Raw genomic sequence first — 12,742 nt, forward strand, 5'->3', positions numbered from 1 at the left:
CACCCCGCTGTGTCAAGGGGGTTGTGTCACTTCCCTGAAAAGGTGACCATCGTTCGGCGGCGCGTATCGGGCGTGTCGCCGTACGGTCGCGCAGGGGCGTGACCGCCACCCGGATCGCCTTCCCTGCGATCCCAGCTCAGGGGAATCATGCGCAGCACCTCGTCGTCCACGGCACGCCCTCGCCCAGTCCGCGCTCGGCTCGTCGCGGCAGTCGTCGCACTCGCCGCCGTCGCTGCGGGGCTCGTGGGCACCGCCGCTCCGGCCACCGCCGCTCCGATCGTCTACACGGGCACCGTCCCAGCCGGGGCGACGCTCTGGCCCGGTGACTCGGTCACGTCGAACAACGGACAGTTCCAGCTCGTCATGCAGGGCGACGGCAACCTCGTCGAGTACGGCATCGGCCGCAAGGTCCTCTGGTCCTCGAACACCTCGGGCAAGCCCGGCGCGTTCGCCCAGGTCCGTGCGAACGGCACGCTCGCGATCGTCTACAACAACGTGCGGGTCGCACTCTGGGGCGGTGCCGGTCAGGTCGGCCGCAACTTCGGCGTCCGTCCCGACGGCACCATGCGGATGATCAACACCGCCAACCACAGCGTCGTCGAGTTCCCCACCTACCAGGACAGCGTCGCTGCCGGGAACGTCATCCTGCCCGGCACGGTCCTGCGGTCCGACCGCACCAACTCGCGCACGCTGACCATGCGCGCGGACGGCGTGCTCGTGCAGACCGTGGACGGCAAGCAGATCTGGGCCTCGAAGACGGGCGGCAACAAGAACGCGTACGCCTCGGTGCAGCCGGACGGCAACTTCGTCATCTACAGCGCGGCGCGCAAGGCGCTCTGGGCCACCGGCACCCCGGGCGGCCCCGGCCAGCTCCTCGTGCAGGTCGACGGCAACGTCGTGCTCTACGGCAAGAAGGACACCCGCGTCTGGTCCACCCGCGCGGTCACCGGTCTGCTCTGGCCCGTCGCCAGCACCCGGATCTCCGGCAAGTACGGCGACGACCGCGGCGCCGGGCACGTCCCGCGCTACCACCAGGGCACCGACTCCGCGGTGGGCACCGGCACGCCCGTGTACGCCTCGGGCACCGGGACCGTCACGAGCGCCGTCGCGAACAACCCCTCGTACGGCAACTACGTCATCGTGACCTACGGCATGACCACCGTGCTCACGGCGCACCTCAGCAAGATCGAGGTCAAGAAGGGGCAGATCGTGGGGAAGGGCAACGAGATCGCGCGGTCCGGCAACACCGGGCAGTCGACGGGCCCGCACGTGCACGTCGAGGTCCGGCAGGGCGGCACGCTGGTCGACCCGCTCAAGGTGCTGCACTTCCGGTGACCTTGCCCGACGACTTCGCGGCGGGGGCACCGGCGGACGACTCCTGCTCGTGAGGCGCGGCGGGCACGGCGGCTAGCCTGGTGGCGATGGAGAAGCGTCGCGGACAGGTCCTCGTGCTGGTGGCGATCGGGATCGTCGCCGGCGTGCTCTCCGGCCTGTTCGGGGTCGGCGGCGGCGTGATCGTGGTCCCCGCGCTGATGGCGTTCCTCCACCTCGACCAGCGCCGGGCATCGGCGACGTCGCTCGTGGCGATCGCCCCCGCTGCAGTCGTCGGGGCGATCACCTACGCCGTGCAGGGCGAGGTGCACTGGCTCGCAGCCCTGGTGCTGGCCGTGGGCAGCGTCATCGGCGCCCCGATCGGCGCTCGGTTGCTGCGTGCTCTGCCGCTCCGGGTCCTGCCGTGGATCTTCGTCGGGTTCATCGCCGTCGTGCTCGTCTCGCTCGTCACCACCGTCCCGACCCGTGGCGGGGACGTGCACTTCGGCGTCGTCGAGGCGATCGTGCTCCTGCTGCTCGGGCTGCTCTCGGGCGTGCTGTCCGGGCTCGTGGGCGTCGGCGGCGGGGTCGTCATCGTGCCCGGGCTCGAGGTCGTCCTCGGCGCGGGTGACCTGCTCGCGAAGGGCACGTCACTCCTCACGATGGTGCCGACGTCGGTGTCCGGCACGGTCGCGAACCTCCGTCGACGTGCGGTGGACCTGCGCGTCGGGCTCACGGTCGGCATCACCGCGGCGATCTGCTCCCCGGGCGGGGCCGTGATCGCGCGCGTGCTCGACCCGCAGGTGGCGACGTGGCTCTTCGCCGGCTTCCTCGTCGTCGTTGCGGTCATCGTCCTGGTGCGCGGTCGCCGGGCTGCCCCACGGAACGAGGCGACCGCCGGGGAGGTCGCGTGACACCCCGCAGCGGACAGGGCGACGCCGAAGCGGTGCTCATGGCCTTCGCCCGGACCTCCGGCGACGTGCCCGCGGCCCGCCGGGTCGCCCGGCAGTTCGCCGGTCTCGACGACGGGGAGCGCTCGGCGCTGCTCTGGAGCGAGGACCCGGGTGCGCGACTCGTCGCGGTGCTGCTGCTCGTCCAGGCGATGCGGGAGCGTCCGGACCCGGAGCTGACCGACGAGTACGTGTCCGTGGCGAAGGCCGAACGGTTCGAGGACACGGCCCTGGTCGACCTGGCTGCCGAGGAACTCGTGGGCGCACCGCTCGTGGGCGGTTCGACGGGCCCGCTGTTCGCGCTCGTGAAGTCCGACGTGGCGATGGTGCGGCGGATCGCGGTGGTGGCGACGCTGGCGTTCGTGAAGCAGGGCGACGCCGAGGTGCCGCTCGCCATCGCCGGTCGACTCGTGCGGGAGCGCAGCGAGACGGTGCAGTCCGCGCTCGGGTGGGTGCTGCGCGAGACCGGAAAACGCGCGTCGGAGCCCGCGCTCATCGCGTTCCTCGAGCGCAGCGGTCGCTTGCTGACCCCCGCTGCGCTGCGCACGGCGACCGAGCACCTGCCCACGGCCGAACGGGACCGGCTGCGCGACTGACGCGGCACCGACGTCACGCGCGCAGCGACAGATCACGCGCTCGCACGCGCGTGATCTGTCGCTCAGCGCGAGAAGTCACGCGAGCCGCGAGCCGAGCGCCACGCGAGCCGAGCAGTGCGAGCCGAGGACCGCGCGCAACTAGACCGCGCGCTCGGCCTCGTCCGGCTCCGCCAGCACCGTCGTCAGCGCGACGACGACGCCGTCGCGGACCTCGATCACGTCGATGCCCCGCACGGCGGGCGACCCGACCGGGCCGAACCCCCACGCGAGCGCACCGTGCGAGTCCGACACGTAGCGGCGGCCCTCCTCGACGAACTGGAAGCCGGCCGGCACCGACCCGAGGAGCCCGGCGGCCTTCTGCTCGAGGGCGTCCCACCCGACGACGGTGCCCTCGGGGTCGGTGAACGACACGTCGGACGAGTAGGTGCGCTCGATCGCAGCGCGGCGGGAAGCGGCGTCGGTGTTGCCGAAGACGTCGTGGAGGTTCGCGGAGAGGAGCTCGGAGACGGTGGCCATGCGCGGAGCCTAACCTGGGCCCATGCACACCGAGGTGCCCTCCATCGACGACGCGCTGGTCCGCCGGCTCGTCGCGTCGCAGTTCCCGGAGTGGGCGCCCCTGCCGGTGCGCGAGGTCGACCACCAGGGCTGGGACAACCGCACCTTCCGCCTCGGTGACGAGCTGGCCGTCCGACTGCCGAGCGCCGACGGGTACGTGCCCGCGGTCGAGAAGGAACAGGACGTGCTGCCGTACCTCGCGGGCCGGCTCGACGTCGCGGTGCCGGAGCCGGTCGGGCTCGGGGAACCGGGCGAGGGCTACCCGTTCCCCTGGTCGGTCCGACGGTGGCTCGACGGAACCGTCGCCGAGCGCGCGGCAGGACTCGACACCGAGCGCTTCGCCGCCGAGGTCAGCGCCGTCCTCCGGCAGCTCCGGGGCGTCCCGGCCGCCGGGGGACCGGCAGCGGGTGCGCACTCGTTCCAGCGCGGAGCGCACCCGTCGGTGTACGCCGCCGAGGTCGTCGCGGCACTCGACGCGCTCGGTGGCAGCGTCGACCGTGCGGTCTGCGAGCGGATCTGGGACGCAGCCACCGCGACGGCGTGGGACCGGCCGGCGGTCTGGTTCCACGGCGACGTCGCGCCGGGCAACCTGCTCGTCGACGAGGACGGCCGGCTCCGTGCGCTCATCGACTTCGGCACGTGCGGCGTCGGTGACCCGGCGTGCGACCTGGTGCTCGCGTGGACGTTCCTCGCGGGCGACGCCCGAGGCGCGTTCCACGAGGCGGTCGAGCTCGACGCCGACACCTGGGCACGAGCGCGGGGCTGGGCGCTCTGGAAGTCGCTCATCATGCTGGCCGGCAGCGCCGGCCCCGGCGATCGCGCGGACCACGAGCGGGTGCTCGCGTCCGTCCTCGCTGACCCGGTCGCGTGAGCGGTCGCGGCGGGCCTGGAGGCGCGGATCACCGCCGCCACGGACCGCGCGGGGACCCGCGGCTGGGAACGCACCACGGGGCGGGGGCGTACCGACGAGGGTGACGTGAGTCGTGCCTCCAGGCCGGCTCGAAGCGACCACGAGAGGAACGCAACGTGCGCGCACTGACCTACCAGGGCACCGAGAAGGTGTCCGTCGAGACCGTCCCCGACCCGACCATCCAGGAGCCGACCGACGCGATCGTGCGGATAACCTCCACGGCGATCTGCGGGTCCGACCTGCACCTGTACCGCGTGCTCGGCCCGTACATCGACCGCGGCGACGTCCTCGGCCACGAGCCGATGGGCATCGTGGAAGAGGTCGGATCCGGCGTCACGAACCTGAAGGTCGGCGACCGCGTCGTCATCCCGTTCAACATCTCCTGCGGCCACTGCTGGATGTGCCAGCACGGCCTGCAGTCGCAGTGCGAGACGACCCAGGTGACGGAGTACGGTACCGGGGCGTCGCTGTTCGGCTACACGAAGATGTACGGCCAGGTCCCCGGCGGCCAGGCCGAGTACCTCCGTGTGCCGCACGCCGACTACGGCCCCATCGTGGTGCCCGACGACGGCACGCCCGACGACCGCTGGCTGTTCCTCAGCGACATCCTGCCGACCGCGTGGCAGGCCGTGCAGTACGCGAACGTGCCCGATGGCGGCACGCTCGCCGTGCTCGGACTCGGCCCGGTCGGCCAGTTCGCCGCCCGCATCGGCAAGCACCTCGGTTACCGCGTGCTCGCCGTCGACCCCGAGCAGGTCCGCCGCGACCTGGGGGCGAAGCACGGCGCCGAGGTGTTCGACCTGACCAAGGACCTGGTGCCCGAGCTCGTCGACCTGACCGACGGCCGCGGCCCCGACGGGATCGTCGACGCCGTCGGCATGGAGGCGCACGGCAACCCGATGGCGGGCTTCGCGCAGCGTGCCGCCGGACTGCTGCCCGACAAGCTCGCGCAGAAGGCGATCGAGACCGCCGGTGTCGACCGTCTCGCCGCGGTGCACGCCGCGATCGACCTCGTGCGCCGTGGTGGCACCGTGTCCCTCAGCGGTGTCTACGGCGGGATGGCCGACCCGATGCCGATGATGACGCTGTTCGACAAGCAGATCACCATCCGCGAGGGGCAGTGCAACGTGAAGCGCTGGATCGACGACATCATGCCGCTGGTGCAGGACCCGTCGGACCCGCTCGGCACGCTCGACCTCACGACGCACCGGGTGTCCCTCGAGGAGGCCCCGCACATGTACGAGGTGTTCCAGAAGAAGGAGGACGGCTGCGTGAAGGTCGTGCTCGACCCCGCACTGGCCGCCGCCTGATGCGGATCGTCGTCGTCGGTGCGACCGGCAACGTCGGGACGGCGGTGCTCCGGCGGCTCGCCGAGGCCCGCCTCAGCGGGGACGGACGCGCCGGCGACGAGAGCGGCCTTGAGGTCGTCGGGGTCGCCCGGCGGCTCCCCGACGCCCGGGTCGCGCCGTACGACGTCGCCACGTGGCACGCCGTCGACGTCGGGAGCCGGTCGGCCGTGGACGAACTCGCCACGGTGTTCGCCGGCGCCGACGCCGTCGTGCACCTCGCCTGGGCGCTGCAGCCGACGCACGACATCCCCGCGCAGCACCGCACCAACGTCACGGGGACAGCGAACGTCCTGGCGGCCGTCGCCCGCGCCGGCGTGCCCCAGGTCGTCGTCGCGTCGTCGGTCGGCACGTACCGGGGCGTCGACGTCGACGGCAAGCGCACCCCCGTCGACGAGACCTGGCCGGCGACCGGCATCCCCACCGCCACCTACTCGATCCACAAGGCCGCGAACGAGGCGGCGATGGACGCGTTCGAGTCCGAGCACCCGTCCGTCGTCGTCACGCGGCTCCGCCCCGGGCTGATCTTCCAGCGCGGGGCCGCGGCGGAGATCCGCGGCATCTTCCTCGGGCCGTTCGTGCCGATGTCGATCGTCCGCTGGATCCGGTGGGCCGTCCTGCCGCTGCCCTTGCCGTTCGTGTTCCAGGCCGTGCACGCCGACGACGTCGCCGACGCCTACTGGCGAGCGATCGACCGACGTGCCGGTGGTGCGTTCAACATCGCCGCGTCGCCGGTCCTCAACCCGCCGCGGATGGCGCGGGCGTTCGGGATGCTCGGCGCGGTCCGGGTGCCGCTCCGACTCATCCGCGGGATCGTCACGCTGACCTGGCGGCTGCGCCTGCAACCGACGGACGCCGGGTGGGTGGACATCGCCGCGGGCGTGCCGATCATGCGGACCGACCGGGCTCGGGCCGAGCTCGGGTGGGTGCCGAGGCACACGGCCGACGAGGCGCTGCGCGACCTCGTGGCGGGGTTCGCCGACGGCGCGAACGTCCCCGCGTCGGGTCCGCTGCGCGGCTGAGGCGCGCGCGGGGTGGGGCGCGCGTGGGAGGCGGAATCGCTCGTAGGGAGCAGGAAGTTCCGGCACCCGATGCGCGGATCCGCCTCCCATTGCGGGGGTGATGGGAGAGATCGGTCGCGCGCTACTGTCGCGTCATGGCGTTCAGCGGGATGGCGTTCGGCGACTTCGACGACCCGGGCATGTCCGACGGTTTCGGCGGGGGCGATGCGTTCGGCGCGTTGTTCGGAGTCGTCGCGGTCGTGATCGGTCTCGGCATCGTGTCGACGATCGTCCTCACGATCTACCGGGCGAAGCGGATGGCCGACCGTGGGCAGAACCCGCTCACCGTGCAGGAGGACATCGCGTACCAGGCGATGCAGAGCCGCACCCTCGCGGCGGACAAGTCGCTCGAACAGCGGCTCGCCGAGCTCGACGACCTGCACCGGCGTGGTGTCATCACCGACGACGAGCACCGCGCCGCACGAGCCGAGGCCCTGCGCGCGTAGCCTGGGGCGGTGCTGCTGCCGACGGACCTGCTGGGGGAGTGGGAGCTCCGACGGACGGTGGACGACCGACTCGCCGGCCAGCGCGGGACCGTCACGGGCACGACGACCCTGACGAGCACCGGCCCGGACGAGGTCCGCTGGGACGAAGCGGGCACCATGCACTTCGGCGGCCGCGCGACCCCGGTGTCACGGACGCTCTTCGTGCGCCGCGCTCCGGACGACCGCTGGACGGTGCACTTCGCCGACGGCCGGGTCTTCCACGACTGGGCGTGGGGCGAGCGGGTCGACCACCCGTGCACGCCGGACCACTACGCGGGTGTGCTCGACGGCGACGCCGGGCACTGGACCGTCCGGTGGGAGGCCCACGGCCCCGCGAAGGACTACGTGCTCGTCAGCGACCTGCGACGTCGGTCCCACGCGGCAGACTGAGGGGCATGGCCCGCTCCTCCGGTACCGACGCTCCGCGCATCACCCTGACCGAACCCGCTGACCTCGAAGACTGGACGCCCGCTCCCGGCGACGTCCTGACCGGCGACCGCATCGAAGGCAAGCGGATCGAGACGTTCGACCTCGCGGGAGAGCGACTGCCGGACCTCGAGATCGAGGAGAGCATCATCGGCACGCTGCGGGTCGACGGTGCCGACCTCCGCGGGCTCCGGGTGCGGGACTCCGTGGTCGAGACGCTCGATGCCCCGGTGTTCAAGGCCTCCAGCAGCTCGTGGCGCGAGGTCCGGATCGCCGGCGGTCGTGTGGGCTCGGCCGAGCTCTACGACGCCGGGCTGAACGGGGTCGAGTTCGTCGGCATGAAGCTCGGGTTCGTGAACCTGCGCGGCTCGACGCTCACCGACGTCGTGTTCCGTGACTGCGTCATCGACGAACTCGACATCGCCGACGCCCGACTGCTGCGGGTGTCGTTCGACGGCAGTCGGATCCGCGCGGCCGAGGGGTCGAACACGCGGATCGACCACGTGGACCTGCGCGCCGCCGACCTCGACCGCGTGGAGCGGCTCGAGGGGTTCCGCGGGGCGACGATCGGCTCCGACCAGCTCTACACGCTGGCCCCGCTCCTGGCTGCGCAGGCCGGCTACCGCGTCGACTGACCCAAGCCGAGTTTCGCGCTCACCGACACTGCACGCTCGACCGGCCCCGCGAACTGTCGATCAGCCCGAAACAGTGCCCGAAACAGCGGCGACGCCGGCCAGCGCCGCCGCCAGGTCGGCCTGCACCAGGTCGCCGTGCACGGCAGCGCCCGCCTGCGTGCCGGCAGCGGCCGACGCGATCACCGTCGCCATCGGGGACGCCACGTTGCCCGCCGCGTACACCCCGCGCACGTTCGTCTGCCCGGCAGCGTCCACGGTCAGCGCACCCCCGACCCGGAAGTCGCCCACCAGCTGGTCCGTGGCGACGAGGCCGAGGCCGGCCAGGAAGTCGACACGCGCCTCGGCGGTGCTCGCGGCCGCGAGGGCATCGAGCCCGACGACCTCGCCGGTCGCCAGCTCCACGCCGGTCAGCACGCCCTCGGACGACAGGACCCGAGCCACGGGTGCGTCCACCACGCCGATGCCACGAGCCGCGAAACCGGCACGGGCGGTGTCGTCGACGAGCGCCGGGTCGGTGACGAACGCCGTCACGTCGTCGCTCAGCGCCCGGAACATGAGCGCGTGGTGCGCCCCGAACGGCGTCGTCACCAGGACGCCGATGCGCCGGTCGCGCACCTCCCACCCGTGGCAGAACGGGCAGTGCACGACCCCGCGACCCCACTGCTCCGCGAGCCCCGGGACCTCGGGCAGGACGTCCACGGCGCCGGAGGCGACGACCAACCTGCGCGCGGTGACGACCGCGCCGGAGTCGGTGGTGACCGAGAAGCCGACCGGGTCGACGCCGTCGCCGCCCGTGGCGGACGCGGCCACGATCCTCCCGGCCGTCACCTCGACGCCGTAGGCGGCCACCTCGTCGCGACCGATGCGGGCCAGCTCGGACGGTGCTGCGCCTTCGCGACCCAGGTAGTTGTGCACGCCCTCGGCGGGCGCGTTGCGGGGCTCGCCCGCGTCGACGACGAGGACCGACCGTCGCGAACGACCGAGGATGAGGGCTGCAGACAGACCGGCGGCTGCTCCGCCGATGACGATGACGTCGTAGTGATCACGCATGCACGCATCCTGCGGAATCAGTGGTCGTGCTGGCAAAGAAGATTGCCGGTCTGGCAACATGACCATCATGGGCAGCAGAGCGCACGACCACGGCCGGGAGGAACGGATCACCCCACGCACGACGGCGCAGGTGGTCGACGCGGTCGGCCCGCGACTCCGCGCGCTCCGGGCGCGGCGGGACGTCACGCTCGCGGCCCTCGCGACGGAGACCGGCATCTCGGTGTCGACGCTGTCACGGCTCGAGTCGGGGCAGCGGAAGCCGACCCTCGAGCTCCTGCTCCCGCTGGCCCGGGCGTACCAGGTGCCGCTCGACGACCTCGTCGGAGCACCCGCGACGGGTGACCCCCGCGTCCACCTCAGGCCGGAGTCGCACGGCGGCCGCGTGGTGATCCCGCTCACGCGGCGGACCGGCGGGGTGCGCTCGTTCAAGCAGCTGTTCCCGCCGAACTCGCCCGGCGGCGAACCGTCGCTGCAGACGCACGAGGGCTACGAGTGGCTCTACGTCCTCTCCGGGCGGCTGCGGCTGCTGCTCGGCGAGCACGACCTCGACCTCGGGCCGGGCGAGGTGGTCGAGTTCGACACCCACACCCCGCACTGGATCGGGAACGTCACCGACGAGGTGACCGAGGTGCTGTGCCTGTACGGGCCGCAGGGGGAGCGGGCGCACGTGCGGTCGCGGCCGGTCGTCGCGGAGCGCGAACGCTAGCGCTCGGTCCAGCGCGCCGCAGCCCGCCGGCGTGCCCCCACACGGGAGCGCCGTGCCCACCGCCGCACCGGGTTCGCCCGCCGTCCGTTCACGTGGAACGTGTGGAACGCGCGTCGCGTCCGCAGCAGGGCGGACGGGAGGCCCGACAACGGTCGCGCAGACACCTGCACCGTGAGCGCACGGTCGGCCAGCACCCGCCATCCCGGATCGAGCTGCATGCTCAGGTCGACGTCGTCGTGCACCTCGGCGTCGCCGCGGTGCACGCGTGCGCGGATCACGAGCCACGTCTCGCGGCGCACCGCCATCGCCGACCCGAACAGCGGCGGTCGCCCGAGCGCGGCCCACATCAGGACGAAGTACGGGCGCATGTAGACCGCGTCCCACACCCGTCGGACCACCGGCCCGCCGTCGCGCGGACGTCCGGGGCCGGTGACCGCGACCACCTCCGGGTCGGCGAGGAGCCGGAGTGCGTCGGCGATCCACCCCGGCGGCGGGACCGAGTCGGCGTCGAGCCGGACGATCACGTCCCCGGTCGCGTGGTCGTAGCCGCGCGCCGAGGCCCGGGCGATGCCGCGCACGGGTTCGGTGAGGACCGTCGCGCCGGCCGCACGAGCGACGGCAGCGCTGTCGTCGCGGCTGCCGTTGTCCACGACGACCACCTCGTCGGGGCGCACCGACTGGTTCGCGAGGGCGTCGAGGCACCGGCGGAGGTGCTCGGCGTCGTCCAGCACCGGGACGACCACGGAGACGGTGGACATCCCCCGATCCAACCGGAAGCGCGCTGGACGGACGTGCGGGCGGGGAACCGGCAGGCGGTAGCGTTGGCGGCCATGGACCCGATCGAGGAGCTCGCCGCGGAGCTGCGGCAGTCCATCGGTCGCGTGGTCCGCGCCGCACGACGCGAGACGGACGCGCTCCCGGCGACCCACACCACCACCCTGGGGTTCCTGCGACGCGAAGGCCCGATGACGATCGCCGACCTCGCCCGGCGCCGCGGAGTGAAGCACCAGGGGCAGTCGCGCACGGTCGGCGAACTCGCGGACCTCGGGTACGTCGAGCGGACCGTCTCGGAGCGCGACCGTCGGGTGTCGGTGATCCGGATCTCCCCGGCCGGGCAGCAGGCGCTCCAGAAGGACATGGACGCCCGCACCGACTGGCTCGCGACCGGCATCCGCGAGGAGCTCGACGACGAGGAACGGGCGCTGCTGGCCCGGCTGCCGGAGTTGTTCGAACGCGTCGCGCGCCGAGCCGACTGAACGCTTCCTCACCTGCTCCCCGCGACAGAACTACAACACAGTTGTAGTGTTGCCGGCATGGAGCTGACGAAGTACAACCACGCCACCGTCGTCCTCGAACAGGACGACACCACCCTCGTGATCGACCCGGGCACCTTCACGCCCGAGGCCGCCGACCTCGCCCGCGCCGCCGCCGCCGTACTCGTCACCCACGAGCACTTCGACCACCTCGACATCGAGGCCGTCCGCTCGGCGCTCGCCGCGAACGACGCCCTGCTGGTGCGCGGGCCCGAGGCGATCGTCGAGCAGCTCGGCGCCCACGACGGTCGCGTCGCCGCCGTCCGTGCGGGCGACTCCTTCGAGGTCGGCCCGTTCTCGGTGCAGGTGTTCGGCGAGGAGCACGCGGTCATCCACCGCGACGTCCCCACGGTCGCGAACGTCGGGTACCTCGTGAACGGTGCCGTGTTCCACCCGGGTGACGCGTACCTCGAGCCCGGTGTCCCCGTGCAGACCCTGCTGCTGCCGACGAGCGGCCCGTGGACGAACACCGCGGCCGCCGTCGACTACGTCCGGGCCGTCGCACCGGAACGTGCCGTCCAGATCCACGAGGCGATGCTGAGCGAGGTCGGCCAGCAGTCGACCGCGCGCTTCCTCGGGTCCGACGGTCTGGGGCCGGTGCCGGTGCAGATCCTGGCGGCCGGGGAGTCGACCACCGTCTGACGGAGGCGGCCCACCGCGGTCGCGCCGTGCGCCTGGGAGGCGACCCGTGCCTCCCGGGCCAGCATGGGGTGATGTCCGCCGCGCCCACGACCGCAGTCCTCTTCGACATCGACGGCACCCTCGCCGACTCCAACTACGCGCACATCGACGCGTGGTGGCGGGCGTTCCTCGCCGCCGGTGAGTCCGTCGACGCATGGCGAATCCACCGCGCCATCGGCATGGACTCGGCGAAGCTGCTCGAGGAACTCCTGCCGGACGCCTCCGACGAGACCCGCGACACCGCGAAGCAGTTCCACACCGCGTACTACGCCGAGCAGATGCCCCGACTCCGGCTGCTCCCCGGCGCGCGCGACCTGCTCCGTGCGGTCGCCGAGGCCGGGCACGCGGTGGTGCTCGCGACGAGTGCGCCGGAGAACGAGCTCGCGCGGCTCCGCGAGCTGCTCGACGCCGAGGGGTGGCTCACCGCGGTGACGAGCTCCGAGGACGTCGAGCAGGCGAAGCCCGACCCCTGCATCATCCGGGTCGCTCTCGACAAGGCCGGGGTGGCCGCCGACGCCGCCGTGATGGTGGGCGACGCGATGTGGGACGTCGAGTCCGCGGGACGGGTCGGCGTGACGTGCGTCGCGGTGATGACCGGTGGCATCGGCGGGGACGAGCTCCGCGGTGCCGGCGCTGCCGAGGTGTACGACGACGCCGCGGCCGTGCTCGCCGCGTTCCGGGCCGGCAAGGGGCCCCTCGCCGCGCTCTGACGGCATC

The 12,742-nt window shown here is 72.8% G+C and carries 16 protein-coding genes; 13 read left to right on the forward strand and 3 right to left on the reverse strand.

What is annotated here, in order from left to right:
- The first annotated feature begins 147 nt into the window (after positions 1-147).
- The 3 genes from BIU96_RS20450 (at position 148) to BIU96_RS16090 (ending at position 2,857) form a co-directional block, all read left to right on the forward strand.
- Positions 148-1,335 (forward strand): peptidoglycan DD-metalloendopeptidase family protein, encoded by a 1,188-nt coding sequence (locus tag BIU96_RS20450; protein ID WP_071293600.1) that lies wholly within the window; start codon positions 148-150, stop codon positions 1,333-1,335.
- An 86-nt stretch (positions 1,336-1,421) separates the two neighbouring features.
- On the forward strand, positions 1,422-2,225 hold the full coding sequence (locus tag BIU96_RS16085) for a sulfite exporter TauE/SafE family protein (RefSeq protein ID WP_071293601.1): 804 nt from the start codon (positions 1,422-1,424) through the stop codon (positions 2,223-2,225).
- Positions 2,222-2,857, forward strand: coding sequence for a DNA alkylation repair protein (locus tag BIU96_RS16090; protein WP_071293602.1), 636 nt, complete (start codon positions 2,222-2,224; stop codon positions 2,855-2,857). Before BIU96_RS16085 ends, BIU96_RS16090 begins: the two co-directional genes overlap by 4 nt.
- A gap of 138 nt (positions 2,858-2,995) precedes the next feature.
- Here BIU96_RS16090 and BIU96_RS16095 read toward each other — a convergent pair whose 3' ends face one another.
- Complete coding sequence (locus tag BIU96_RS16095) at positions 2,996-3,373, reverse strand: hypothetical protein (protein WP_071293603.1); 378 nt, start codon at positions 3,371-3,373, stop codon at positions 2,996-2,998.
- 22 nt (positions 3,374-3,395) lie between these two features.
- Between BIU96_RS16095 and BIU96_RS16100 the strand changes: the two genes are divergently transcribed.
- From BIU96_RS16100 to BIU96_RS16125, 6 genes are all read left to right on the forward strand, one after another.
- Positions 3,396-4,283 carry an aminoglycoside phosphotransferase family protein gene (locus BIU96_RS16100; RefSeq protein WP_071293604.1) on the forward strand — a complete coding sequence of 296 codons (888 nt, stop codon included), beginning with the start codon at positions 3,396-3,398 and terminating at the stop codon, positions 4,281-4,283.
- 155 nt (positions 4,284-4,438) lie between these two features.
- Positions 4,439-5,632: a zinc-dependent alcohol dehydrogenase gene (locus BIU96_RS16105; protein WP_071293605.1), complete on the forward strand. Its 1,194-nt coding sequence runs from the start codon at positions 4,439-4,441 to the stop codon at positions 5,630-5,632.
- Positions 5,632-6,690, forward strand: coding sequence for an NAD-dependent epimerase/dehydratase family protein (locus BIU96_RS16110; RefSeq protein WP_071293606.1), 1,059 nt, complete (start codon positions 5,632-5,634; stop codon positions 6,688-6,690). The genes BIU96_RS16105 and BIU96_RS16110 overlap by 1 nt, the downstream gene beginning before the upstream one ends.
- Before the next feature lie 134 nt (positions 6,691-6,824).
- Positions 6,825-7,175 (forward strand): hypothetical protein, encoded by a 351-nt coding sequence (locus BIU96_RS16115; RefSeq protein ID WP_071293607.1) that lies wholly within the window; start codon positions 6,825-6,827, stop codon positions 7,173-7,175.
- Positions 7,176-7,184: 9 nt separating this feature from the next.
- Positions 7,185-7,604 carry a DUF6314 family protein gene (locus BIU96_RS16120; RefSeq protein ID WP_071293608.1) on the forward strand — a complete coding sequence of 140 codons (420 nt, stop codon included), beginning with the start codon at positions 7,185-7,187 and terminating at the stop codon, positions 7,602-7,604.
- A gap of 5 nt (positions 7,605-7,609) precedes the next feature.
- Positions 7,610-8,275 carry a pentapeptide repeat-containing protein gene (locus BIU96_RS16125; RefSeq protein WP_071293609.1) on the forward strand — a complete coding sequence of 222 codons (666 nt, stop codon included), beginning with the start codon at positions 7,610-7,612 and terminating at the stop codon, positions 8,273-8,275.
- A gap of 60 nt (positions 8,276-8,335) precedes the next feature.
- On the opposite strand, the gene BIU96_RS16130 is transcribed toward BIU96_RS16125, so the two are convergent.
- On the reverse strand, positions 8,336-9,325 hold the full coding sequence (locus BIU96_RS16130) for an NAD(P)/FAD-dependent oxidoreductase (RefSeq protein WP_071293610.1): 990 nt from the start codon (positions 9,323-9,325) through the stop codon (positions 8,336-8,338).
- A 67-nt stretch (positions 9,326-9,392) separates the two neighbouring features.
- Here BIU96_RS16130 and BIU96_RS16135 point away from each other — a divergent pair, with 67 nt between their 5' ends.
- The gene (locus tag BIU96_RS16135; RefSeq protein WP_083403007.1) at positions 9,393-10,031 is read left to right on the forward strand and encodes a helix-turn-helix domain-containing protein; all 639 of its coding nucleotides are present in this window, start codon (positions 9,393-9,395) and stop codon (positions 10,029-10,031) included.
- On the opposite strand, the gene BIU96_RS16140 is transcribed toward BIU96_RS16135, so the two are convergent.
- Positions 10,028-10,789, reverse strand: coding sequence for a glycosyltransferase family 2 protein (locus tag BIU96_RS16140; RefSeq protein WP_071293611.1), 762 nt, complete (start codon positions 10,787-10,789; stop codon positions 10,028-10,030). The genes BIU96_RS16135 and BIU96_RS16140 overlap by 4 nt on opposite strands.
- A 72-nt stretch (positions 10,790-10,861) precedes the next feature.
- On the opposite strand from BIU96_RS16140, the gene BIU96_RS16145 reads away from it, so the two are divergent.
- The 3 genes from BIU96_RS16145 to BIU96_RS16155 all read left to right on the forward strand — a co-directional run bounded on the left by BIU96_RS16145 (position 10,862) and on the right by BIU96_RS16155 (position 12,735).
- Positions 10,862-11,287 carry a MarR family winged helix-turn-helix transcriptional regulator gene (locus BIU96_RS16145; protein ID WP_071293612.1) on the forward strand — a complete coding sequence of 142 codons (426 nt, stop codon included), beginning with the start codon at positions 10,862-10,864 and terminating at the stop codon, positions 11,285-11,287.
- Positions 11,288-11,344: 57 nt separating this feature from the next.
- A complete protein-coding gene (locus BIU96_RS16150) occupies positions 11,345-11,986 on the forward strand; it encodes an MBL fold metallo-hydrolase (protein WP_071293613.1) in 642 nt (213 codons plus the stop codon).
- A gap of 71 nt (positions 11,987-12,057) precedes the next feature.
- Positions 12,058-12,735, forward strand: coding sequence for an HAD family hydrolase (locus tag BIU96_RS16155; RefSeq protein ID WP_071293614.1), 678 nt, complete (start codon positions 12,058-12,060; stop codon positions 12,733-12,735).
- The last annotated feature ends 7 nt before the right edge of the window (positions 12,736-12,742 follow it).

The sequence above is a fragment of the Curtobacterium sp. MCBA15_008 genome (assembly GCF_001865065.1).
Lineage (GTDB): Bacteria > Actinomycetota > Actinomycetes > Actinomycetales > Microbacteriaceae > Curtobacterium.

Bases quoted from the DNA above. Each gene is read 5' to 3' on its own strand.
- BIU96_RS20450 (WP_071293600.1), top strand. From the start codon at position 148: ATGCGCAGCACCTCGTCGTCCACGGCACGCCCTCGCCCAGTCCGCGCT.
- BIU96_RS16085 (WP_071293601.1), top strand. From the start codon at position 1,422: ATGGAGAAGCGTCGCGGACAGGTCCTCGTGCTGGTGGCGATCGGGATC.
- BIU96_RS16095 (WP_071293603.1), bottom strand. From the start codon at position 3,373: ATGGCCACCGTCTCCGAGCTCCTCTCCGCGAACCTCCACGACGTCTTC.
- BIU96_RS16100 (WP_071293604.1), top strand. From the start codon at position 3,396: ATGCACACCGAGGTGCCCTCCATCGACGACGCGCTGGTCCGCCGGCTC.
- BIU96_RS16110 (WP_071293606.1), top strand. From the start codon at position 5,632: ATGCGGATCGTCGTCGTCGGTGCGACCGGCAACGTCGGGACGGCGGTG.
- BIU96_RS16115 (WP_071293607.1), top strand. From the start codon at position 6,825: ATGGCGTTCAGCGGGATGGCGTTCGGCGACTTCGACGACCCGGGCATG.
- BIU96_RS16125 (WP_071293609.1), top strand. From the start codon at position 7,610: ATGGCCCGCTCCTCCGGTACCGACGCTCCGCGCATCACCCTGACCGAA.
- BIU96_RS16130 (WP_071293610.1), bottom strand. From the start codon at position 9,325: ATGCGTGATCACTACGACGTCATCGTCATCGGCGGAGCAGCCGCCGGT.
- BIU96_RS16135 (WP_083403007.1), top strand. From the start codon at position 9,393: ATGGGCAGCAGAGCGCACGACCACGGCCGGGAGGAACGGATCACCCCA.
- BIU96_RS16140 (WP_071293611.1), bottom strand. From the start codon at position 10,789: ATGTCCACCGTCTCCGTGGTCGTCCCGGTGCTGGACGACGCCGAGCAC.
- BIU96_RS16145 (WP_071293612.1), top strand. From the start codon at position 10,862: ATGGACCCGATCGAGGAGCTCGCCGCGGAGCTGCGGCAGTCCATCGGT.
- BIU96_RS16150 (WP_071293613.1), top strand. From the start codon at position 11,345: ATGGAGCTGACGAAGTACAACCACGCCACCGTCGTCCTCGAACAGGAC.
- BIU96_RS16155 (WP_071293614.1), top strand. From the start codon at position 12,058: ATGTCCGCCGCGCCCACGACCGCAGTCCTCTTCGACATCGACGGCACC.